Raw genomic sequence first — 24,269 nt, forward strand, 5'->3', positions numbered from 1 at the left:
ATGTCTCCTTTATAGATATGACAATAGACGAGCCTTTATGACACTAAGATAAAAAATTACTTATTGTTTACTTCCCAGCCAATAAAGGACAAGTACATGTACGATTACCAATAGAGGGAGACCATACTTAAAACTAGCATGTTTGGTTTTATGTCGAAACAGCTCCATTCCAACAAAGCCTCCTAGAGAGCCCCCAACCCATGTCCATAACCAAATCGTACGCTCCGGTGTTCTTCTTTCTCCTTTACGCGCCTGTGCTTTGTCATAACCCATCATGGAAAACGTAAGAACATTGACAAGCGTTAGATATCCAATAATTATGTACAAAATAAGGTTCCTCTCCCTAACAATTCATATAATTTACATATAGATTGAAACATTTAATTGTTCAAAAAAAGCCATTCCCAAAAGGAATGGCTTTATCTGTCTTAGTTAAGAGCAGCTTTTGCTTTTTCAGCTAGTTGTGCAAATGCTTTTTCATCATTTACTGCAAGCTCAGAAAGCATTTTACGGTTTACTTCAATACCAGCTTGTTTTAATCCGAACATTAAACGGCTGTAAGAAAGTCCGTTTAGACGAGCAGCTGCGTTAATACGTGCGATCCATAGTTTACGGAAATCACGTTTCTTTTGTTTACGGTCACGGTAAGCATATTGACCAGATTTAATTACTTGTTGTTTTGCAGTTTTAAATAGCGCATGTTTAGAACCGTAGTATCCTTTAGCAAGCTTTAATATACGTTTACGACGTTTACGTGTTACAGTTCCACCTTTTACTCGTGGCATATTAATTCCCTCCTATATATAAACGAATCCTCGAATTAATCTTATTTGTTTGGTAGTAAAACTTTAGTACGTTTGTAATCTCCAGCAGACATGATAGCGCCTTTACGAAGTTTACGTTTTTGCTTTTGTGATTTGTTCGCGAACATGTGACTTGTATATGCATGGGAACGTTTTAATTTCCCTGTGCCTGTTCTTTTGAATCGTTTTGCTGCACCTTTATGAGTTTTCATTTTTGGCATGAGTAGTTCCTCCTTAATGTAATGTTTAGCAGTACGAAAAATAGAAGGTATCCCATGCGAAATAGAAGAGAAGTTTTATCGAAATCTACTTGCTACTTGCATTGTGGATCCATTGTTTATTTTTCGTTAAATGGAGCTAGCATTAAGAACATGCTACGTCCTTCCATTTTTGCTTTTTGTTCTACAGTGGAAATGTCTTTACATTCCTCTGCTAAACGTTCTAGTACCTTTTGGCCTAGCTCTTTGTGTGTAATGGCACGACCGCGGAAACGAATCGATGCTTTTACTTTATCGCCTTTTTCAAGAAACTTTCTTGCGTTTTTTAGTTTCGTGTTAAAGTCATGCTCTTCGATACCAGGACTTAAACGAACCTCTTTAACGTTAATAATCTTTTGTTTCTTACGGGCTTCTTTTTCTTTCTTTTGTTGCTCAAATCGGTATTTTCCGTAGTCCATAATACGACATACCGGTGGTTTTGCATTAGGAGCAACTAATACAAGATCCAAGTTTCTCGTTTGAGCAATTTCTAGTGCTTCTTGACGAGATTTCACGCCAAGTTGTTCTCCATTAGAATCAATGAGTCTAACCTCGCGTGCACGAATCTTCTCATTAACATTCATATCTTTGCTAATAATCAGCCACCTCCATGGAATTTTGAAAAAGATATGTGACCCTTCATCGACAAGTTCCAAACGTCAGATACTACCTCAACCGAGCGGATAGTATTTAAAAAAGTGTGAGTACATACTGCACCCACACTTATCCATTAATATCGGAATGTATAACCTGCCAACTACTAAAAAGCGTCAATCAGGTGAGAAGCGGGTGCCTCTACTTGTCTCAGATCATATTTAATTAGCCTGTTAAATAATATCATCATTATATCAACATGTCAATAGATGATACGTATGAATGACAACTAGTGTTTATTATACCTTACAACTCTATCGTATGCAAGAAAAAATTAGGTGTGAATCCTAGCTCTACTTTCTCTTGGATAGTTTACGTTGCTCAATTTCTTCTTTTATTCTTGTCATAAACGATTGAAGCTCTATCGTTTCAGAATCTTTCTCTCCATATTTTCGAACATTTACCGCATCATTTTCAATTTCTTTATCTCCAACTACAAGCGCGTATGGAATTTTTTGCGTTTGAGCTTCTCGAATTTTGTAGCCGATTTTTTCATCTCTTTCATCCACTTCCACACGTACCCCTTGGAAACGAAGTTTTTCTTCCACTTTCTTCGCGTAATCAAGGTGTACATCTGCTGATACTGGAATAATTCTTGCTTGTACTGGTGCTAGCCACGTTGGGAATGCTCCCTTGTATTCTTCAATTAGGAAAGCGACGAAACGTTCCATAGTTGAAACTACCCCACGGTGAATTACAACTGGACGATGTTCCTTTCCGTCTTCTCCAATATACGTAAGTTCAAAACGTTCTGGTAAGTGAAAGTCTAGTTGCACGGTAGATAATGTTTCGTCTTTACCAAGTGCTGTCTTCACTTGAACATCTAGCTTTGGACCATAAAAAGCCGCTTCTCCTTCAGCTTCCACATAATCTAGGCTCATGTCTTCCATCGTTTCTTTCAGCATAGCTTGTGCTTTTTCCCACATTTCATCGTTATCCACATATTTCTCTTTATCCTCAGGATCACGATAAGATAAACGGAAGTAATAATCATCTATTCCGAAATCTTTGTAAACTGCTTGGACAAGCTCCACTACTCGGATAAACTCATCTTTTAGTTGATCTGGTCTTGCAAAGATGTGGGCATCATTTAATGTCATGGCACGAACACGTTGCAAGCCTGCAAGTGCTCCAGACATTTCATGACGGTGCATGGTTCCAAGCTCCGCGATACGCACTGGAAGGTTACGATAGCTGTGTAGCTGATTTTTGTACACCATCATATGGTGTGGACAGTTCATTGGACGTAAGACAAGATCTTCATTATCCATTTCCATCGTCGGGAACATATCATCCTTGTAATGATCCCAGTGTCCACTAGTCTTATAAAGCTCTACATTACCAAGTACCGGTGTGTAGACGTGATTATAGCCTAGTCTTTCTTCTAAATCCACAATATATCGTTCGATCGTACGACGGATTGTTGCGCCTTTTGGTAACCATAATGGCAATCCTTGTCCTACTTTTTGAGAGACTGTGAAGATTTCAAGCTCCTTACCAAGTTTTCGGTGATCTCTTTCTTTTGCTTCTTCGCGAAGGCGAAGATACTCGTCAAGCTGACTTTTCTTCTCAAAAGCTGTACCGTAAATACGTTGAAGCATTTGATTGTTACTATCCCCGCGCCAATAAGCTCCAGAAATGCTTAACAGCTTAAACACTTTAATTTTGCTTGTAGATGGAACATGGATTCCGCGACAAAGGTCTGCAAACTCTCCTTGCTCATAAATCGATACAGTTTCCCCTTCAGGGATCGCATCGATAAGCTCTTGCTTTAATGGATCATTTGCAAATTGTGCTTTTGCCTCTTCACGAGAAATCTCTTTACGTACAATATCTAAGTTCTCATCTACGATTTTCTGCATTTCTTTTTCAATTTTTGGCAAGTCCTCTGGCGTTAAAGAAATTTCTAAATCCATATCGTAGTAGAAGCCATCCTCAATAACAGGACCTACCCCAAAGTGAACATCCCCATACAAACGTTTAATAGCTTGTGCCATAAGGTGCGCACTTGAGTGGCGCATAATTTCAATACCATCTTCGTTTTTATACGTAATAATCTCAATTGGGCCACTTACTTGTAGGGGGTGTCTTAAATCAAATAGCGTGCCATTTACCTTTACGGCTAATGCTTGTTTTTTTAATCCTGGGGAAATGGATGCTGCAATCTCTTCCCCTGTTGTTCCTGCTGGAAAGGACTTCTCCGCTCCATCTGGAAACTGAATCGAAATAGTTTCTGCCATTATTGTCACTCTCCTTATTCTTACTTTCTATTCGACATGACCACTTCCTACATAAAAATGCTCGTCCCATGCTACAAAATGTAACAAAGGGACGAGCATTAACTCGTGGTTCCACCCTAATTCCCGTTCATTAAGAACAGCTTATTAGCATCTTTAACGCAGATGAAACGCTGCTAGCTACTAAAACAATATGTATTCACCAACAGTGTTCAGAGGTGGTAATCATTAGTGGATTGCCGGAAGCTCCCAGCCAAGGCTTCCTTCTCTTGAGACATCGAACCTAATAATCTTGTCCTCATCCTTACATTTTTCACATAGTCGAAAATATCATTTCGAATGTATTATAACGAGAGTAACATAAAAAATCAAGTTCGCATATTTTTTTGCGCAGTCTGAAACGGGAAATGTTTCAGGGGTTTTACAGTTACTCGCTCCTGAAACACATTATATACCGTTAAGGTCTTAGGATCAGATGGATCATCTCCATAAACCGTAATCCGCTTAGGAGATAAAGATAAAAGTGGAGTCAGATTCCACTCGTTTTCATCAAGTCCAACAATAAACAGTGGCTCTTTACGGATATATTGACTTAATTCTCCCCGCATAAGTTTGGAGCCATTCTCTCGATAAAATGTAAAATAAGGACCTTGTACAACATGAATATGCTCCATTTTCGCTTTCTTTTTAGAAATATATTCCCGTAAAGATTGAATAAAGGCTTGGTATTCCTCTTCTCGTTTATACTCATCGATTGCTAATCCGACCATCTCAATTAGTTCTTGATGATAATCTTTAAAACGAAATTTTACAATCGAATCAAAATGAATCATTTCTTTATCTAATACATTTTGTTTTACTACTTTATGTAAGACTGGGTGAAGTTGAATCACCTCTGATGGTAGCTTTAAATCTTCATCTGTCCCGTTTACAATGGCCATCGTCAATTCTACAATTCGTTGTACTTCTTCTTTGTTCTGAAAATAATACGTATCCCGTACGGTATGCTCCATCCATTTAGACTCCCTATGTTGTATAAAAACATCTGCAATGGCCTTTGTTATATACTCGGTAGCATATAACTCATGGGGGTGAAAAATGACAACCTTATTCCCCCACTTTTCATCAGACTTCCTTTGGAGCTCGGCGTGATTGTCATATTCCCCGTACTTTTCAATAAATGTTCTTGCTTCTTCTTCCAATTCAAAATAAACCTCAAACAAACATATCACCCTCACCAATCAAACTGTTACATTATATGGGTGAGGATGATAAAACATGTCCTTCGAACAAAAACTAGTTATTAGAATTTGCTAGTAGAGCATACAAAAACTTGGCTGAATAGCCAAGTTTATATATTTCGTCTATTTTCACCAAAGATAGGTACCTCTTTACTCACTTGTTTAATACGTTCCATAATTCGTCCGGCTTTTAATTGTTCGGTTTCGCCTCTATTAGACGTCGCTAAATGCTTTTCTAATTGATCCATCGTGTAATTAGAAGTGAAGAAAACAGGTAAGCGTTCCATCATACGGTATTGAAGAATTGATCCAAGAATTTCATCACGGAACCACGCAGATAACGACTCAGATCCGATATCATCTAACATTAATACAGGAATCTTTTTAAACTCCTCCATCTTTCGATTCACAGAGTCATCCTTTAACGAGGATTTCATTTCTCTCACAAATTCTGGCATGTAAATTAACATTGACCCAATTCTTCGTTCTGCTAGCTCTTTTGCAATCGCACCAAGGAAATAAGTTTTTCCTACACCGAACGGACCACTAAAATATAATCCCTTCTCCGCTTGTTTCGTTCCAATCGCTTGTAAATATTGAACCATTTCTCGAACCGCATTAGAGCGCTCCAAATCGGAGTGATCCAAATTATCGATAGATGCCTCTAATACATCCTTCGGCATATACAAGCTTTGAATTAATGTTTGTTTCTCCTTTTGCTCGTCTTCCTGCACCTTTCGATAGCAACGATCATAGGTTAAACGAACATCCTCCCCTTCTACTTGTACCTGGGGCGTGTACCCCTTCAAAATATTGATACACTTGTCAAGAGATGGACAGTCTTCGCAGTTTTTCGATTGGGACTTATACTCGAACAAACGCATTAAATTCCGGTCGAGAACAGAACCAGAAAGCTGTGGATTTTTTTCCATAACTGCTTGAACTTCTGGATCGGAGATGGTCTCTCTTTTCATTTCCTGGAATCTTTTTTGAAAGGATTCATTATCTTTCATCCATTTTTTTAGTGAGGCTTGTATAGGTTCCATACAATCATCCTTATACCATTAATCATCGTGGCAGTTAATCTCTAGGATTAGCCATTTGATTTGTTTTTTTATTTTTAGAGTAATTCTGCAACAATGCTGCGATATCCTCTTTTTCTGTTTCTTCTTGCACTGCCGGTTTCTTTTCTTTAGCTGTAGGGGTTTCTTTACGTTGTTTAAACCATTCTGGCAATACTTCTTGTTTACTCGTTTTTCGTTGCGGAGCACGAGAACTCCATTCTTGATATTTGTTATTTTCTGATTTAGCGAGTGCCATTGCTTGTCGGACTGTTTTTACATTTTTACGCGCCCAATGACTGGCAATTTTTTCTAGGTAGGCTTTGGAAAGTTTCATGTCCGTCTTTAATAATACGTAATGAACCAAAACATTCATCACCCCAACAGATAACCCCTGCTGGGACATCACATCTCGAATGATTTTTAAATCTTGTGCAGATGCCTCATTCCCACCGGATAAGTCCTCTAACAATTGCTTCGGTGAGATATCTTCTAGCATTCGAACGAATTGATCCTGCTTCGACATCGGTTTCTGTTTTTTGGTTTTGGTCTCCCATTGTTTCAACATCTTGTTTGGTAACTAGCTTGACCTTCGAAGTCTGTTTAGCCTGGAAGATATCATGACAGGCACTTTTAAATTCTTTTTGGTCTAATCGGTTTTCATCTGTTATCGCCCAAAAAAGGGCATTCTCAATATCCGTTGTAGGCAAGTCATAAAGAACGAGCATCTGCTCAATTAGTCTTATTTGCTGGTGTAAGAATTTCCGATACAGGTAGCTTTCTTTGCTTTAGTAGGTGTTCAATCCAATTCAAATCCATACTAGAAGCCGTAATGTTTGGCCCAACCTTCTCCTTCTGAGATAAGGGCGCATCTACATCTGCTCTTAACTTCCCACTAGTTTCGAATACTTCCTTAAAATTCACCGTTACTTCATTTCCCGTGATCGATGTATCCGGATATCTACGCTCAAATGTTGCTTCTAGCTTCTCGTATTTATCTTCCCCAATCTCATATCTTAGTAATTGAGACAATACACCGTCTGTTAAAAAATTTCGCGGAGTAAACGGAAGTTGAATCTGATATTGGTAAGAAGCTAATTCATCTATGTCCTCGTTCTTCCATGTTCTTAATAGTCCAATGGCTTCCAATCTCAATCTTGCCGTATAAATTCGATCCAGTGGCATACCCAGATAAGTCATCAATGCATGATGTGTCGCCTGCTCTTCATCATTAGAAATCGAAAGGTCATTGGAAAGAGTGAGATATAACCCTACAGCATCTAAACCGACTAGTGGTTGATATAGATGGGTTAAGGCTTGCAAATGTTCGGTCGAGAGTGTTCCGTGTCCCGTTACGCTGTATGTTTCTATTGGTAGTATTTGCCCTATATGCATCTTTTTCATTCCTCTCCTTTTCGCACTAATTCGCATAAGAAAAAGAGCCGAAGCGGCTCAGCAATCTACTCTTTCTTATCTGTTTGAATCAATTCTTTTAGCTCATCTAAAAAGACACTTATGTCTTTAAATTGGCGATAAACCGAAGCAAAGCGAACATACGCCACCTCATCCACATCCGATAGCCTGTCCATTACCATCTCACCAATCTCTTTACTTTGAACTTCTGAGGTGCCACGATTTCGAAGTTCTTTCTCTACTTCTACTGTAATTTTTTCGATTTGTTCGATTGCCACAGGTCTTTTTTCACACGCTTTAATAAGTCCACGTAACAATTTGTCTCTACTAAATTCCTCCCGTGTCCCTTCTTTTTTTACAACGATCAGAGGAACTTCTTCTATTCGTTCAAAGGTCGTAAAGCGGAACGCGCAATCTTCACATTCTCTTCGGCGGCGAATGGATTTCCCTTCTTCTATTGGGCGTGAATCTAACACTTTTGTACTTTTATAATCACAATTTGGACATTTCATCCTTCTCTACCCCACTATCTGGTCGAACTTATGTAAAATCGTACTACTCATTTATTACCATTAAATCTTTTTGTAGTTCTTTATACATAAAAGAAATCAGCTTATGTCCGAATCCAAAGTCAATAGGCAAAATAGACTCCGTCGTTACGGAAAAATCAATAGCTGTTCGGAACGGTTTTACCATTATAATCGTCGCAATTACAAACGCCTTTTTCCCTTTTTTGTAATTCACACTCACTTCTCCATGCTCTTTGGACACCGCAACGATTTCAAAAGACGGAGACTTTTGAAAGAATGCTTCTACTGCTTCAAACGCTTTATCCTTTGTTGTTTTAAAATAATGGGTTCTTAAACTAGAATCCCAGTGATTTTCGTTTGTTTCTGTATGTGTATCAATAAATTTAGAATAGGCTTGTTTGACGTTCATTTGCAGCCCCCTCATGCTTTTCCTTTATTTTAACATGTTTTTGATTTAGAAACAGTAATCAACGAAAGAAAACTTGAGACGTCTGTGGTGTCAGCACCTTAGCTAGTAAAAAACACTCCTGCCATGGGCAAGAGTGTGTAAATTATAGTGCATTAAATTGTTGAACCGTTACAGGACCCATTCCTCTTGGAACTTCCACTTTCTCACATGTTTTAGCTTCTAAAGAATCAGATATAAACTCTGCTGCAACATTCGGGTCAATAATATCTCCGCACGTGTACACATCAATACTAGCGTATCCATGTTCAGGAAAGCTATGAATCGTTAAATGTGATTCTGAAATGATAACAACACCACTCACACCGTATGGAGCAAACTTGTGAAAGGCAACCTCTCTCACTTCTGCACCTGCTTTTAAAGCTGCGTTAACAAACACTTGCTCAATCAGGTTTATATCATTAAGCTTTTCTGTATTACAGTTCCACAGTTCCGCAATTACGTGTCTTCCCATTGTATCCATGGTAACTCCCCCTTACGTTTTAAATTCCAATAATGATGCAAATGACTACCACAGGGGGAAGTTAGTCCAATGAGGTCCTAACCCTTTGAGTAGTCACCAAGGCACATTAATTGACCATGATGCTTTGATTGATAAAGCACACCTCATATCAATCTGCAAAAAAGTATAAACGCTCTACCCCGTTTTTGCAAGACAAACTTTTGAGGGAATGGAGTCATGTTGGGATAATGGTGTTAGAAGTTCCCTTTTTATTATGAGTTAGGTCCTAATGCTTTATCCGACTATTACTCATGATGAAAAGGGAACCTGTTCCAATCACGGGAAATATTATACGAGGTTCCATTTGGTGATCATTCGATTCACTTGCTCCCTCGTCGTTTCTATCGTTCCGTTATTGTCTATGACTGCATCTGCCATATCTACTTTTTTCTGTAAAGGAAGCTGTGCTTGAATTCGTTGCATCGCTTCTTCATCTGTGAGCTTGTTACGTTCTTTTAGCCTTTCCAGCTGAGTGGTTTCATCTACATATACCACAATAGTGTGGTCGACAAGCTCGGTCAAATGACTCTCAAAAAGTAACGGAATATCTAAAACAACAGCTTTGTACCCTTGATTTAAATACTGATCTTTTTCCACAAGCATTTGTTTCCGAACTGCTGGATGTACGATGGAATTCAATATATTTCGTTTTTCTTCATCTTGAAAGACAATATTTCCAAGTTTCTTTCGATCCAGTGTCTTATCTTGTTGCAGTATATCTGTTCCAAATGCTTCTACAACGTTTTGATAGGCTTCTTCACCCGGCTCTACTACTTGTCGAGCAATCCTATCTGCATCTACTATCGGAATTCCTTTTTCTCTTAACATGTTGGACACTGTGCTTTTTCCACTAGCAATCCCACCTGTAAGCCCAATTGTTATTCCCATACTTTCACACCTTTACTGTCATTCCCACTATTACGATTGGCAATTCACACAAATATGTGTTCCTCTTCCAGCCACTCGTGTTTTCACAATGGGGGAGCCGCACTGTTTGCATTCTTTGTTTTCTTGTCCGTAAACGAAAAGTTCTTGCTGAAACATCCCTATTACACCTTGGGAATTCACATAGGAGCGAATCGTAGTTCCACCTTGAGCAACCGCCTGCTCCAGTGTTTCCTTCGCAAAATTCCGGATATTTTTCACCTCTTGTTTTCGTTAATTCCGAACCACGCCTAGTTGGTAGTACTCCAGCTTTAAATAGTGTTTCGTCTACATATATGTTACCAAGTCCAGCAACTACGGACTGATCTAAAAGGATTGCTTTAATATTTCGTTCGCTTTTATGGACCTTTCCATAAAAGTAATCGAATGTGAATGTATCCTCAAATGGGTCTGGTCCCAACTGGTTTAATGGCTTTTCTTGAAGTTCTTGTCCCTTCGTGAATAAGTGCATCGTTCCAAACTTTCGAACATCGTTATACCTTAGCTGCTTTCCATCTTCGAATTGGAAAATAACGTGGGTATGCTTCGTAGTGGGTTCCGATTTATCAAAATAGTCCGTACTTGCCTTCCATTCGAAGATGAGAAACAAGAATATAATCATCTAGCTCAAACAAAAGAAATTTTCCTTTACGATTCACAGTATGAATCGTTTGACCAAGGAGTAGATGTTTAAACTGAAAGGTATCCTCAGGATATTTAATGATGTTCGGCCAATACACTTCCACATCTTTTATCTTCCTACCTAGAACGAGCTCGTTTAAGGTAGACTTAATCGTTTCAACCTCAGGTAACTCTGGCATGTCTCTTCTCTCCTATTACTTCGCGTCGTACCAAGTCTTACCAAATGCGTAATCTACTTGTAATGGTACATCTAATTCAACCGCTTTCTCCATTACTTCAGGGACGATTTTTTTCAAGGTTTCTAATTCTGATTCTGGAGCTTCAAGAATCAATTCATCATGCACCTGTAATAGCATTTTCGCTTCTAACCCTTCTTCTTCTAAGCGATGGTGAAGATTAATCATTGCCATTTTAATGATATCTGCTGCTGATCCTTGAATTGGTGTATTCATCGCTGTACGTTCCGCAAAGCTACGTAAATTAAAATTACGGCTAGTAATATCAGGTAAATACCTTCTTCTATTCATTAAAGTCTTCACATAGCCCGTTTGCTTCGCTTCCTGAACGATTGTTTCCATATAATCACGCACTCCAGGGAAACTATCCAAATAAGCGTCAATAAATTTCTTCGCTTCTTTTCTAGTAATCCCTAGGCTTTGAGATAATCCGTAGTCACTGATTCCATACACAATTCCAAAGTTAACTGCTTTCGCTTGTCGCCTCATATTATCTGTAATTTCATCCGCTTCCACGTGGAAGACATCCATTGCCGTTCTAGTATGAATATCCATCCCTTCACGGAATGCTTCCATTAGCTTATCATCTTTTGCAATATGTGCTAGAACACGAAGCTCAATTTGTGAGTAATCCGCTGCAAACAAAATCCAGCCTTCTTTGGACGGTACAAAAGCTTGTCTAATTTTCTTCCCTTCTTCTAGTCGAATCGGGATATTTTGCAGGTTGGGTTCTATAGAGCTTAATCTTCCCGTTTGTGCTAAAGCTTGATTAAAACGAGTATGAATCTTTTTTGTATCCTTATCTATCACTTTTAATAACCCTTCAATGTAGGTAGATTGAAGTTTTCCTAGCTGACGGTACATTAAAAGCTTTGGAATGATTTCATGTTTGTCCTGTAGCTGTTCCAAAATATCTGCAGACGTTGAATAACCTGTTTTGGTTTTCTTAATGACTGGTAATCCTAATTTTTCAAATAGAATGGGACCAAGCTGCTTTGGAGAATTCAAATTAAAGGTTTCTCCCGCTAATTCATGCACCTCTTTTTCGATTTCTTCTAGTCGCTCTTTTAATTCTTCCCCCATTTGTTTTAAGCGGTCTTCGTTAACGAGGACTCCTTGGTGCTCCATTTCTCCTAGTATGAGGGCCAGTGGCATTTCTAATTCCTTAAATAAGCTCCACTGTTCATTTTCTTTTAGTTTTTCTTCTGCCTTATTTCTTAATTCAAAAATTAAATGTGTTTTACGAACAATATGCTCAGCTAGCTTGTCCTCTTCTGGAACATGCTTTTTTGCTCCTTTGCCGTACACCTCTTCATCCATAGACACAATCCCCATTCCGAGCCGTTGCCCTATGGATGGAATATCAAATTGTGTTTCTGACGGGTTTAATAGGTAGGAAGCTAGCATTAAATCGAACTCTATTCCTTCCATATCAATCCCGTGATTCAACAAACTAACTTTTGTTTGTTTGGAATCATGCACGATTTTTTTGAATGATCCATCCTCCGCCCATTGCTTAAATGTATCCGATGCTAACGCAACATCTGTTGGAATGAAAATATTTCGATCTTCATTTACGAGTCCAAATCCTTGAATAGGTGCTGAATGATAATTCTCTTCTATTATTTCTGCAATAATCGCCTCTTCAGCAGCAAAGGACACATCCTCTAAGGAACGAACAATTTTGTATGTTAATTCTGGTAATTCACTTTGCTTTTCTTCCTCTGGAGCTACTTCTCCATCAATCCGGTTCATCAAAGAATTAAACCCAAGCTCCTTAAAGATGTTGATGACGTCTTTCTCCTTATAGCCGGAATATGCAGTATCCTTTAAATCAATCTTCACAGGAGTACTAGTATTGATGGTTGCCAGCTCTTTACTCATAAATGCATCCTCTTTATGTATCTCTAGCTTTTCTTTTAGCTTTTTGCCACTGACTTCATCTAAGTGATCATATACACCTTCAACGGTTTTAAAATCCTTCAGAAGCTTAACAGCCGTTTTTTGACCAACGCCTGGTACTCCCGGAATGTTATCTGAATTGTCTCCCATCAAAGCTTTCATATGAATGACTTGTTCAGGGGTGATTTCCATTTTTTCTAATAAGAAGGATGGCGTGTATGTATCTACTTCACTAATTCCTTTTCTCGTTACATGTACTTCGACTTGATCAGAAACTAGTTGTAACAAGTCCTTATCTCCAGAAAAAACACGGATATCCCATTTATCCTTTTCTCCTTGCTTCGCTAGCGTTCCGATAATATCATCCGCTTCGTAATTCTCTAATTGATAATACGGAATATGAAATGCATCTAATAGCTCCCGTAAGAGCGGAAACTGCTCCGATAACTCAGGTGGTGTTTTTTGTCTCCCGCCTTTATATTCACTATAGGTTTTATGTCTAAAGGTTGTTTTTCCAGCATCAAAAGCTACAAGTACATGGGTTGGATTTTCGTTTTCTAAAATTCGTAGCAGCATCGTCGTAAACCCATAAACCGCATTGGTATATACCCCTTTATCATTGTTCAATAAAGGCAAAGCAAAAAAGGCACGGTAGGCGATACTATTTCCGTCTATTAAAACTAGCTTGTTTGTGGACATGTTCAGCACTCCCTCGTATTCGTTATAATCATTAGTTTTATTTTACCATTTTTTTATAGTGTTTAGAAAACTTAGCGATGCAATACGAATGTGAAGGCTGGCGTTCGTTGCTTTTTTCTAGGATCCTTTTCTATTTGGCGATGACAAGTAACAAAAAAAGGAATCGATGGTGTTCGATTCCTTTTTAAACTATTTCGGGAAGGAAAGTTTAAATGTTGTTCCTTTCCCGACTTCACTATCCACATGGATTTTTCCATCATGCAGTTCTACTATATGCTTAACAATTGCTAATCCTAAGCCTGTACCACCAGTGTTTCGACTTCGTGCTTTATCCACACGATAGAATCGTTCAAAAATACGTGGGACTGCTTCTTTAGGGATTCCCATTCCCGTATCAGAAACCGAGATATCTAACCACTCACCTCGATTAGCAACCTTAACCTTTACACTGCCACCGGAGGATGTATAGTTTAATGCATTATTTATAAGATTAATAAATACTTGCTTTAAACGATCCGAATCTCCTCGAATACTAGTATCTTGATCAAAATCAAAAGATAGTTCAATTCGCTTGTCTTTTGCTTGCTGTTCTGCTAGCGGTATAATCTCTTCCACCAATTGTTTAATTTCTATTTGTTCTCTTTGTACCTTTATATCTGCTTTATCGAGCTTAGATAACTCCAGTAAATCGTGGATCAATGTTTGGAGCCGCTCACTCTCCTTAAGGATTATAGATAAAAACTGCATCCGTAGCTCATCATTATCCATTGCTCCGTCTAACAACGTCTCAGCAAATCCTCGAATGGAAGTAATCGGTGTTTTTAATTCATGAGATACGTTGGCTACAAAGTCTTTCCTCATTTGTTCTAGCTTTTTCAGTTCGGTGATATCGTGAAAAACTAGAACAGCGCCTCTTAATTCATTCGCATCATTAACTACTGGTGCTCCCACAATTTCGATATATTTTTGTTGTATTTCTATGGACGTTGTGAAGGAATTTTTGATCATTTCTTCATATAAAAAGGCTTCTTGAACGACTCGATGAACCACTTCCTGTTTCACTACTTCATAATAAAGATAACCAAAATAGTCTTGTTTCTTGCCACCAAATATACTTAAGAATTTACGGTTAACTAAATGAACATAGCCTTTATCATCAATCAGGAGTAGGCCACTTTCCATATTATCAATCACTGTTCTCAGTTGATTTTCTTGCATCTTTTCTTGCAAAGACATTTCTTGTAGGTTTCTCGCCAAAACATTTATTGAAGCAGTTAATTTTCCGGCATCTCCAAAAAAAGATTCATATGTTCTTGCTCGATAATTTCCATTTGCAAGTTGCTCGGATACTTGAGCTGCAGAACGAACAGGCTTTATATACTTATCGAAAATATGATACATCAAAAAGAAAAAGATGACAGCGGAGCCTGCAATCGTAATCATAACTATAATACGCTGATACCCTTCTACAATTGGTAGAATGATGGAAGAGATTCCAACCATTACGACCACAACAATGATGATATAAAGAAAAAAAGGGCGAAGGTTTTTCTCAAACATTTAAGCAGGTTCCTCCATCTTATATCCAAGACCTCGAATGGTCTTGATATACACAGGATGTCTGGTGTCTGGTTCGATTTTTTCTCGTAAGTGACTAATATGGACATCAACAATTCTTGTATCCCCTACAAAATCGTAATTCCAAACGGCGCTCAACAATTGATCACGAGATAGCACTTTCCCTTTATGCTTTGCTAGATAAAGAAGAAGTTCAAACTCTTTTCGCGTAAACATTAGCGTCTCATCCCGGATTACAGCTTCGTATTGTTCAGGATGAATAGTGAGCTGTCCTATTTTAATTACCGATTGGACACCATCTGAATGGCGATTATTCGTCCTTCTTAGGATTGCTTTTATTCGAGCAACAACCTCTTTCGTACTAAACGGTTTCGTTAAATAGTCATCGGCACCAAGTTCAAGTCCTAGTACTTTATCGAACTCATCATCTTTTGCCGTCAACATAAGTATAGGAGTGTCCACTTTATTTTGTCTTAACTGCTTGCATACTTCTGTCCCATCCAACTCAGGAAGCATGAGATCTAGAATAATAAGATCAAACGATTCATGAAGTGCTTTGTCTAGCCCCTCTCTTCCTGTATATGCCACTTCGGTTTGAAATCCAGCAAGTTCTACATTATATTTTAATAACGTTACGATAGATTCTTCATCATCAACAATTAAAACTTTTTGACTCATTCAAACACCCCACTGTAAAGTCTCTACGTTCATCATACAATGAAGGTATTCGCATGTGAATACTCCTTATACACAAACATAGCGTAAATATTGTTAAGTTTTGTTAATGTTTCTGAATATTCTGTCTTAATTAGGTGAATTAGTAGCCTTCTATTAATTAAAATTACGTAACGATTGAGCTGTTAAAGATTCTAATTTTGATGCTGGACTAACGAGAAAAGTTCCATCTAATACGGTTCCATCTCCATTTTTCCCTTTTACTTGGATCATAATCGTAGAATCTTCTTCATTAATTTGTATAATTTCTAACTCTATGTCAATCTCTGAATAGTGATACAGGGGATTTGGGTACTTTAAATGCTGCTCTAAAATGTGACAGCCTGGTCCTGGCAGGTGCATAGAAATCATGGATGAAGCAATACCTATCAACATAGTAGGCGGAACAAGTGGTCGTTTGTAGGGTGTCTGTGAGGCATAATCGTGTTGAATATAGAGAGGGTTTGCATCATCTGTTAAACCTAAATAAAGTAGGATATCACGGTCTTCCACTTTTCTAGTTTCCTGATAGGAATCACCAATGGCTAGCTCATGCAAATTCTTTCCAATTTTTCTTCTTTTCCCTATCAATTCATACACCATCCTTTTTTATTGTTATAGGAAAACCCTTGCCTAATGACAAGGGTTTCTTCCTATCTTAATTAACAAATCCTTAAAGAATGTTAACCGTAACTCATTATATTACTGTAATACTTTTAAGACACTCTTAACAGATTCCGCAGATTTATCAAGTGCTGCTCTTTCATCTTCTAACAAATCTAACTCAATAACTTCCTCAAGGCCATTGCCACCGATAATAGTAGGCACACCAAGATAAATATCCTGATAACCATACTCGCCTTCTAGATAAGCGATGCTTGGAAGTACTCTTCGTTGATCCTTTAGAATTGCTTCTGTCATAACGGCAAGCGAAGCGGCAGGTGCATAATAAGCACTACCATTGCCTAAAAGGTTGACGATTTCTCCGCCACCCTTTCTTGTCCGCTCTACAATAGCATCCAGGCGTTCTTTTGAAATCAACTTTTCTAAAGGAATACCGCCTGCATACGAATAACGAATTAATGGCACCATATCGTCCCCGTGACCGCCAAGAACAAAACCTGTGACATCTTTAACAGAGAGATTGAGTTCTTCTGCTACGAAAGTACGGAAACGAGCTGTGTCAAGTACACCAGATTGACCAATCACACGGTTCTTAGGGAATCCAGATTCCTTAAATACCGTGTATGTCATGGCATCCACTGGATTCGTCAGAACGATAATCGTCGTATTTGGAGAATACTTCACGATTTCTTGTGTAACACTTTTCATAATTTTAGCGTTTGTAGCAACTAAATCGTCACGACTCATCCCTGGCTTTCGAGCGATTCCTGCGGTAATTATAACGATGTCTGAGTCTGCAGTATCTGCATAATCAGCTGTACCAATGATTTTAGCATCAAATCCTTGAACAGGACTTGCTTCAAGCATATCTAATGCTTTACCTTTTGTCGGATCTTCCATATTTGGGATATCAACTAACACTACGTCTGCTAATTCCTTTTGAGCCACCATAAGAGCTGTTGTTGCGCCAGTAAAGCCTCCACCAATGACAGAAACTTTTCTTCTTTTAATGGTCATAAAGATCCCTTCCTTCATCATTAGTCCATGTTTGAGATTAATGCATCAGCGAATTCAGATGTTTTTACTTCAGTAGCTCCGTCCATCATACGAGCAAAGTCATATGTTACAACTTTGGAAGCAATTGTTTTATCCATCGCTTTAATGATAAGGTCTGCAGCTTCTCTCCACTCCAGATGTTCAAGCATTAGTACACCAGATAGGATAACAGAAGATGGATTTACTTTATCTAGACCAGCGTATTTTGGAGCAGTTCCGTGCGTAGCTTCAAAAATAGCGTGTCCAGTTTCGTAGTTAATATTTGCTCCAGGAGCAATTCCAATACCACCTACTTGCGCAGCAAGTGCATCAGAGATGTAGTCTCCGTTAAGGTTCATCGTTGCTACTACATCAAATTCTTTTGGACGAGTTAAAATTTGTTGAAGGAAGATATCAGCAATTGCGTCTTTTACGATAATTTTGCCAGCTTTTTCTGCTTCTTCTTGCGCTTTATCAGCAGCTGCTCTTCCATCTTTTTCAACAATCTTGTCATATTCTGCCCAAGTGAATACTTTATCTCCGTATTCTTGTTCAGCTAATTCATAACCCCAGTTTTTGAAAGCACCCTCAGTAAATTTCATGATGTTTCCTTTATGAACTAGTGTTACACTTTTGCGACCTTCATTGATAGCATAATCAATAGCCGCACGAACAAGACGCTTCGTACCCTCTTCAGATACTGGCTTAATTCCAATACCAGAAGTTTCAGGGAAACGGATTTTATGTACACCCATTTCGTTTTTCAAGAATTCAATTACTTTCTTTACTTCATCGCTACCTTTTTGCCATTCAATGCCTGCATAAATATCTTCCGTATTTTCACGGAAAATAACCATGTCTGTATCTTCAGGACGTTTAACAGGTGATGGTACACCTTCAAAATAACGTACTGGACGTAGACAAGTAAATAAATCTAGCTCTTGACGCAATGCTACGTTAAGGGAACGAATTCCTCCACCGATTGGTGTCGTTAAAGGTCCTTTTATCGCAATTTTATAGTCGCGAATTACATCTAATGTTTCAGCAGGTAGCCATTCCCCTGTTTGATCAAAAGCTTTTTGTCCTGCTAGAACTTCTTTCCATTCGATTGATTTTTCTCCATTGTACGCTTTGTTAACAGCCGCTTCTAGTACACGACTAGCTGCTGCCCAAATATCAGGTCCTGTTCCATCTCCTTCAATGAAAGGAATGACTGGTTTGTTTGGAACATTCAATACCCCATTCGTTACTGTAATTTTTTCACCTTGTGTCATAAATGATACCCTCCTATTTATTTTTCTGTAAATTATTATTTAAATTAGCTTTCTTCCCTATGAAAAGAAAGATTTACCTAACATTTGCACAAGAATATAGGCCCCGTTTATGGAAGGCCTTCTTCCATTCTTTCAACAGACGCTGAAGGAATGAATAGGAATACATTATCTATTTTCAATAGAAACATACATTTGTTCCGTTGGACCAACATAATCAGCCCGAGGACGGATCAATCGATTGTTTTCATATTGTTCTAGAATATGAGCAATCCAACCAGATACACGACTTACTGCAAAAATCGGTGTAAATAAATCATGGTCAATTCCAAGACTATGATAGACAGATGCAGAATAGAAATCCACATTGGCTGGAAGACCTTTTGTTTCTTTGATATAATCTTCAATTTTAACAGACATTTCAAACCATTTGGATTGTCCCTTTAATTCCGTTAATTCTTTGGACATTTTCTTTAAGTGCTTCGCACGAGGGTCTCCTGTCCGATATACACGGTGTCCCATTCCCATAATTTTTTCTTTGTTTGCCAATTTTTCTTTGATATAAGGAAGTGCATTATCTACTTCCCCAATTTCCAAAAGCATTGTCATAACGCGTTCATTAGCTCCACCGTGAAGTGGGCCCTTTAACGCTCCGATAGCTGCTGTTACACCCGAATAAACATCAGATAACGTCGCAACACATACACGAGATGTAAAGGTAGAAGCATTTAATTCATGATCCGCATGTAAAACAAGCGCTTTATTAATAGCTTCCACTTCGATGTCTTCTGGTTCTTCTCCATTTAACATATAGAGGAAGTTTGCTGCATAGCTTAATCCTTTTTTTGCAGATACTGGTTCTTTCCCTTGACGAATACGTGCAAATGCTGTCACAATCGTCGCCATTTTGGCTTGTAAGCGAACCGCTTTACGTTTATTTGCTTCCATATCCATGTCATCTGATTCTGCATCAAATAATCCTAGCATGGAGACCGCTGTACGAAGCGCCGCCATTGGGTGAACTGTTGAAAGATCATATGATTTAAAATGATCGATGATTTGTTGGGGAATATCCATGTTAGACGCAAGCTCTTCTTCAAATTGAGCAAGTTCATCCTTCTTTGGTAATCGTTTATTCCAAAGCAGGAATACAACTTCTTCAAAGCTCGCTTGCTCAGCAAGATCATCAATCTTATAGCCAACATATGTCAATTGGTCATTGATAATAGAGCTTACCGATGACTCTGCCGCTACAATTCCTTCTAACCCTTTGGTTGTTGACATTCAATCCCTCTCCTTTTCTCTCGTTCTTTACATGTTGTGTCCATTATAAAACGGATACAATTCCATCATTTCATAATAACGGATATACTCTCGTTCTTGTTTTAGCCATTTTTTCATAGCTTTCCTATATAGAACTATCCAGTCATCCCCAAACTCAATTATAAACAATAATTGGGCTCCTGTGAAATGAAACCGATTAATTTTTCCTAAAAAGTACTAGTTTTTAAAAATTTAATTTAAAATATAGCTAGTTTCTAAGAACCAACAAAAATATCCACAAATTTCATCACAACATAGGCAATACCAGCCCCGATTAGTGGCCCCACCGCTACACCTTGGAAGAAAACAACAGCAATGATGGTACCTAACACAAGTGCTGTTGTCAGATGTGGATCATTTGCTAACAAATCTAACCCGTTCTTAGCAATTAATGCTACGAATATTCCTGCGCCTAATGCTATCCAGCCGTAGTAGGATTTAACACTCTCTAATAAGTCCTTAAAGCCAATTTGACCACTTGCAATCGGAACTAGCACTGCAATCGTAATGATCGTAACACCTAAGCTTATGCCTTTCTCTGATAGATATGGAAACACCCGATCATCTAATCGAAAAAGCTTAATGCCTAATAATACATAAACGGCAATCATAATGGATTGATTTTTACCAATGTATCCTAATAAAAATAATAGTAATAAGAAAATAGTAGATGGACTAATCACCTATAAGTACCTCCAAATTCTAAAACCTGTCCAATTCTAGTAATGCAATCACATAATTCGGAATACAAATGACTAAGAGGTGTTTCGGAATGACTATGATTACAAAACCACAATTACAACGCTTATTATTTGTATGCGGAGTTGTCGTATCATCCTATTATGTGTTCATTTATCTCGCTCAATATACGTATCCTTTTATAATTGCAATTTTACTAGCATATTTGATAAATCCTATTGTGAATAAGTTTGTAACATACTTTAGGCTCCCAAGAGGACTTGCTGTCTTTTTATCCATTGCAGGCATACTCGCATTAATCACAACCATCCTATCCGTTCTTGTAGTTGAACTTGTAAATGGGACAGCCTATTTAGCAGCCAATCTTCCTGATCACTTCAAGGTTATGGTGGAATTCTTCGAAAAATGGTTCATGGAGAACATTATGCCTATTTATGAAAAGGTTGCGTCTATTTATCAAAATTTAGAGCCAGGGCAACAACAAGCAATTGTTGAACAAGTAAAGCATGCTGGTGAAAATTTCGCTTCTAATGGGGCAGCAGCTTTACAAAACTTGTTAGAGAACATTCCTGTTTTCTTAGGAAAACTACCCAATTACATAACAGTATTGATATTTTCCTTAATGGGAACCTTTTTTATAAGTAAAGATTGGCCAACCTATCAAAAGGTACTGAAAAGCAAAACCCCAGTAAATATTAGAGACTCTGGAGTCAAAGTGACAGATGGACTTAAAAAAGCATTTACGGGATATGTAAAGGCACAATTAACATTAATCTCCATCACTGCAAGCATTGTACTTATAGGATTGCTAATTTTACGTGTTGAGTTCGCCATTACCATTGCGTTTTTAACCGGGGTTGTCGATTTGCTTCCATATGTAGGAACTGGAATTATATTTATTCCATGGATTATTTACATGTTTTTCTCTGGTAATATGTATTTAACCATTGGGTTATCTTTACTGTTTTTAACCATTATTGTCCAACGACAATTAATGGAACCGAAAATACTCTCTAACAGTATCGGGGTTAACCCACTTGTAACATTGGTAGCTCTATTTGTTGGCTTCCAAATATGGGGATTTTCAGGACTAATTATCGGACCTACTCTAGCTGTCATAGGAAATACCCTCTATCAATCCGGAATCATTCATAGCATTTATTTCTTCATTAAAGGAGAAAATACCTAACGTCGAAAAATCGTAATGGTCCCATTTTGCAACATTCTAGTGAGGATTCGTTTCATCCCTTGTTGCATAGGATGTCTAGTAAAAGGAATTAGTAGTAGAAACCCAACTGTATCTGTAATAAAACCTGGTGTTACGAGGAAAGCCGCTCCAAGAAGGATACAAATTCCATCAAGAATTTCTTCATGGGGAACTTGACCGTACTGCATAGAGTTTCTAGCGTTATTTAACACTTCTGTTCCTTGCTGCTTGGCTAACCACGCCCCTACTACACCAGTTAGTATGATGAAAAAGACAACCCACCACGGTCCAACAATACCTCCCGCCCAAACAAAAATACCGATCTCTAAGGCTGGTACAATAAGGATTAATAGCAAAATCCATTTAAACATGATTTCTCCTCCCTATCCCTTTAATTCTTGTTCAGTGTTACACTCTAATGAATATGGAAAAAGAAGGGGATCCCCTTCTTTTTCGTTTTATAGTACAGAGGCGTGTCCTCCGTAGATATCACCTTTGCTCGCATCAATCGTGATATCACTATTATCTTTTATATGATCTACTGCTTTATCAACACCAACAATCACTGGAATTCCAAGGCTCAATCCCACAATAGCTGCATGGGAAGTTAAACCACCTTCTTCCGTAATAATTCCGCTAGCTTTTTCAATCGCTGGCATCATTTCTTTATCTGTTCCGTAAGTGACAATAATATCGTCTTCTGTCACTTTAGAAAGAGCTTCTTCGGCATTTTTCACAACAACAGCACGTCCATAAGCATTTCCTTTTCCAACGCCTTGCCCTTTTGCAAGTACATCACCAACAACATGTACTTTTAACAAGTTCGTTGTACCAGCTTCTCCCACTGGTACACCTGCAGTGATGATAACTCGACTTCCTCGGTTAAACAAACCAGTCGAAAGTCCGCGATCTACAGCAATGTCTAGCATATGATCTGTAGACTCTGCTTGTTCTCCCATGATCGCCGTCACACCCCAAACAAGTGATAGCCTTCTTTTCGAACGCTCATCAAAGGTTACCGCAATAATCGGAGCTTTAGGACGATATTTTGAAATCATCCGAGCTGTATATCCACTTTGAGTTGGTGTGATAATGGCATCGACATCTAAGTTCATTGCAGAATGGGTAACGGATTGACTTATTGCATCCGTAATCGTCATATCACTATGTTTAGATCTTAAATCTAGAATCACTTTGTGATCTAGAGCTGTTTCCGCTTTAGTAGCAATGTTGCTCATAGTACGTACCGCTTCAACAGGATAATCTCCAGCAGCCGTTTCTCCTGACAGCATAATTGCGTCCGTTCCATCAAAAATCGCATTTGCAACATCCGATGCTTCCGCACGTGTAGGACGTGGATTTCGTTGCATCGAATCAAGCATTTGCGTTGCTGTAATAACTGGTTTTCCTGCTGTATTACACTTACGAATCATATCCTTTTGGACAAGTGGTACATCTTCAGGAGGAATTTCTACCCCTAAGTCTCCGCGTGCTACCATTAATCCATCACTTACTTGAAGAATTTGATCCAGATTATCGACACCTTCACGGTTTTCAATCTTAGGTATGATATTGATGTGTGTTGCATTATTTTCTTCTAATAATTCACGAATTTCTAACACATCAGATGCACGTCTTACAAAGGAGGCAGCGATAAAGTCAACGCCCTGCTCAATTCCAAACTTAATGTCAGCAGCATCCTTTTCTGTTATACCAGGCAAGTTCACACTAACATTTGGTACGTTGACGCCTTTTTTATTTTTCAACAATCCTGAATTCAACGCAATTGTTTTGAGTTCTTTCTTTTCTTTATCAATTTCTACAACTTCTAGCTCAATAAGACCGTCATCTAATAGTAATTTAGACCCAACATGCACATCATGAATAAGGTGTGGGTAAGTTACAGAGATTCGTTCTGAAGATCCTTCGATATCTTCCATAGATACATACACTGTCGCCCCTTTATCCAACTGAGCTTGTCCATCTTTCAATACGCCTGTTCGAATTTCTGGGCCTTTCGTATCTAATAAAATTGCAACCGTCTTTCCAGTACGTTTTGACGCTTCCCTAATGTTCACGATCCGCTGACCATGCTCTTCAAAATCCCCATGGGAAAAGTTTAGTCGCGCTACGTTCATTCCTGATTCGATTAGGTCGACTAGCTTTTCAACAGATTCTGAAGCAGGACCAATCGTACAAACAATTTTTGTCTTTCTCATTACACTTCCTCCTAGCATTCTCTTGTACACTA

General features: G+C 38.3%; 25 protein-coding genes, 1 pseudogene and 2 other annotated features. Of the genes and pseudogenes, 1 reads left to right on the top strand and 25 read right to left on the bottom strand.

What is annotated here, in order from left to right:
• Nucleotides 1–60 precede the first annotated feature (60 nt).
• From FN924_RS11860 to FN924_RS11965, 23 genes and pseudogenes are all read right to left on the bottom strand, one after another.
• On the bottom strand, nt 61–327 hold the full coding sequence (locus FN924_RS11860; protein WP_228409434.1) for a DUF1294 domain-containing protein: 267 nt from the start codon (nt 325–327) through the stop codon (nt 61–63).
• A 101-nt stretch (nt 328–428) separates the two neighbouring features.
• A complete protein-coding gene (rplT, locus tag FN924_RS11865; protein ID WP_143894744.1) occupies nt 429–785 on the bottom strand; it encodes a 50S ribosomal protein L20 in 357 nt (118 codons plus the stop codon).
• Between the two features lie 41 nt (nt 786–826).
• On the bottom strand, nt 827–1,024 hold the full coding sequence (gene rpmI / locus FN924_RS11870; RefSeq protein WP_143894746.1) for a 50S ribosomal protein L35: 198 nt from the start codon (nt 1,022–1,024) through the stop codon (nt 827–829).
• Between the two features lie 116 nt (nt 1,025–1,140).
• A complete protein-coding gene (gene infC / locus FN924_RS11875; protein WP_143894748.1) occupies nt 1,141–1,644 on the bottom strand; it encodes a translation initiation factor IF-3 in 504 nt (167 codons plus the stop codon).
• 102 nt (nt 1,645–1,746) lie between these two features.
• Nucleotides 1,747–1,867, bottom strand: a sequence feature (ribosomal protein L20 leader region).
• A 140-nt stretch (nt 1,868–2,007) separates the two neighbouring features.
• Nucleotides 2,008–3,954 (bottom strand): threonine--tRNA ligase, encoded by a 1,947-nt coding sequence (thrS, locus tag FN924_RS11880; protein ID WP_143894751.1) that lies wholly within the window; start codon nt 3,952–3,954, stop codon nt 2,008–2,010.
• Nucleotides 3,955–4,038: 84 nt separating this feature from the next.
• Nucleotides 4,039–4,265: a binding site (T-box leader), on the bottom strand.
• 54 nt (nt 4,266–4,319) lie between these two features.
• Nucleotides 4,320–5,174, bottom strand: coding sequence for a sporulation protein YtxC (gene ytxC / locus FN924_RS11885; RefSeq protein ID WP_158633994.1), 855 nt, complete (start codon nt 5,172–5,174; stop codon nt 4,320–4,322).
• A 128-nt stretch (nt 5,175–5,302) separates the two neighbouring features.
• Nucleotides 5,303–6,238, bottom strand: coding sequence for a primosomal protein DnaI (gene dnaI / locus FN924_RS11890; protein ID WP_143894755.1), 936 nt, complete (start codon nt 6,236–6,238; stop codon nt 5,303–5,305).
• Between the two features lie 34 nt (nt 6,239–6,272).
• Complete coding sequence (locus tag FN924_RS19735) at nt 6,273–6,752, bottom strand: DnaD domain protein (protein ID WP_323368605.1); 480 nt, start codon at nt 6,750–6,752, stop codon at nt 6,273–6,275.
• Nucleotides 6,697–6,981, bottom strand: a complete 285-nt coding sequence (locus FN924_RS19375) for a hypothetical protein (RefSeq protein ID WP_228409679.1) — start codon at nt 6,979–6,981, stop codon at nt 6,697–6,699. Before FN924_RS19375 ends, FN924_RS19735 begins: the two co-directional genes overlap by 56 nt.
• 4 nt (nt 6,982–6,985) lie before the next feature.
• Nucleotides 6,986–7,657, bottom strand: a complete 672-nt coding sequence (locus FN924_RS11900; RefSeq protein ID WP_143894759.1) for a replication initiation and membrane attachment family protein — start codon at nt 7,655–7,657, stop codon at nt 6,986–6,988.
• Nucleotides 7,658–7,713: 56 nt separating this feature from the next.
• Entirely contained in the window at nt 7,714–8,178 is a 465-nt protein-coding gene (nrdR, locus tag FN924_RS11905; protein WP_143894761.1) for a transcriptional regulator NrdR, read from the bottom strand.
• Between the two features lie 43 nt (nt 8,179–8,221).
• Nucleotides 8,222–8,605 (bottom strand): cytosolic protein, encoded by a 384-nt coding sequence (locus FN924_RS11910; RefSeq protein WP_143894763.1) that lies wholly within the window; start codon nt 8,603–8,605, stop codon nt 8,222–8,224.
• Between the two features lie 142 nt (nt 8,606–8,747).
• The gene (gene speD, locus FN924_RS11915; RefSeq protein ID WP_143894765.1) at nt 8,748–9,125 is read right to left on the bottom strand and encodes an adenosylmethionine decarboxylase; all 378 of its coding nucleotides are present in this window, start codon (nt 9,123–9,125) and stop codon (nt 8,748–8,750) included.
• Between the two features lie 327 nt (nt 9,126–9,452).
• Entirely contained in the window at nt 9,453–10,052 is a 600-nt protein-coding gene (gene coaE, locus FN924_RS11920) for a dephospho-CoA kinase (protein ID WP_143894767.1), read from the bottom strand.
• A gap of 30 nt (nt 10,053–10,082) precedes the next feature.
• Nucleotides 10,083–10,909, bottom strand: a pseudogene (gene mutM, locus FN924_RS11925) (DNA-formamidopyrimidine glycosylase).
• A 15-nt stretch (nt 10,910–10,924) separates the two neighbouring features.
• Nucleotides 10,925–13,567: a DNA polymerase I gene (gene polA / locus FN924_RS11930; RefSeq protein ID WP_143894768.1), complete on the bottom strand. Its 2,643-nt coding sequence runs from the start codon at nt 13,565–13,567 to the stop codon at nt 10,925–10,927.
• Between the two features lie 189 nt (nt 13,568–13,756).
• Nucleotides 13,757–15,127, bottom strand: a complete 1,371-nt coding sequence (pnpS, locus tag FN924_RS11935) for a two-component system histidine kinase PnpS (protein WP_143894770.1) — start codon at nt 15,125–15,127, stop codon at nt 13,757–13,759.
• On the bottom strand, nt 15,128–15,823 hold the full coding sequence (locus tag FN924_RS11940) for a response regulator transcription factor (RefSeq protein ID WP_143894772.1): 696 nt from the start codon (nt 15,821–15,823) through the stop codon (nt 15,128–15,130).
• Nucleotides 15,824–15,976: 153 nt separating this feature from the next.
• Nucleotides 15,977–16,450: an FAS1-like dehydratase domain-containing protein gene (locus FN924_RS11945; protein ID WP_194709723.1), complete on the bottom strand. Its 474-nt coding sequence runs from the start codon at nt 16,448–16,450 to the stop codon at nt 15,977–15,979.
• 111 nt (nt 16,451–16,561) lie between these two features.
• A complete protein-coding gene (gene mdh, locus FN924_RS11950) occupies nt 16,562–17,500 on the bottom strand; it encodes a malate dehydrogenase (RefSeq protein WP_143894776.1) in 939 nt (312 codons plus the stop codon).
• A gap of 20 nt (nt 17,501–17,520) precedes the next feature.
• Nucleotides 17,521–18,813, bottom strand: a complete 1,293-nt coding sequence (icd, locus tag FN924_RS11955; protein WP_267129020.1) for an NADP-dependent isocitrate dehydrogenase — start codon at nt 18,811–18,813, stop codon at nt 17,521–17,523.
• A gap of 144 nt (nt 18,814–18,957) precedes the next feature.
• Complete coding sequence (citZ, locus tag FN924_RS11960) at nt 18,958–20,073, bottom strand: citrate synthase (protein WP_143894780.1); 1,116 nt, start codon at nt 20,071–20,073, stop codon at nt 18,958–18,960.
• A 254-nt stretch (nt 20,074–20,327) separates the two neighbouring features.
• Nucleotides 20,328–20,795 (bottom strand): DUF441 domain-containing protein, encoded by a 468-nt coding sequence (locus tag FN924_RS11965; protein ID WP_143894782.1) that lies wholly within the window; start codon nt 20,793–20,795, stop codon nt 20,328–20,330.
• A gap of 89 nt (nt 20,796–20,884) precedes the next feature.
• Here FN924_RS11965 and ytvI point away from each other — a divergent pair, with 89 nt between their 5' ends.
• Nucleotides 20,885–22,000, top strand: coding sequence for a sporulation integral membrane protein YtvI (gene ytvI, locus FN924_RS11970; protein WP_143894784.1), 1,116 nt, complete (start codon nt 20,885–20,887; stop codon nt 21,998–22,000).
• Here ytvI and FN924_RS11975 read toward each other — a convergent pair.
• The gene (locus tag FN924_RS11975; RefSeq protein WP_143894785.1) at nt 21,997–22,389 is read right to left on the bottom strand and encodes an FxsA family protein; all 393 of its coding nucleotides are present in this window, start codon (nt 22,387–22,389) and stop codon (nt 21,997–21,999) included. The two genes, ytvI and FN924_RS11975, sit on opposite strands and share 4 nt — an antisense overlap.
• Nucleotides 22,390–22,476: 87 nt before the next feature.
• Nucleotides 22,477–24,237 (bottom strand): pyruvate kinase, encoded by a 1,761-nt coding sequence (gene pyk, locus FN924_RS11980; protein ID WP_143894787.1) that lies wholly within the window; start codon nt 24,235–24,237, stop codon nt 22,477–22,479.
• Between the last annotated feature and the right edge of the window lie 32 nt (nt 24,238–24,269).

Origin of the sequence: Radiobacillus deserti (genome assembly GCF_007301515.1) — a bacterium.
In the GTDB taxonomy this organism is placed as follows: Bacteria; Bacillota; Bacilli; order Bacillales; family Amphibacillaceae; genus Radiobacillus; species Radiobacillus deserti.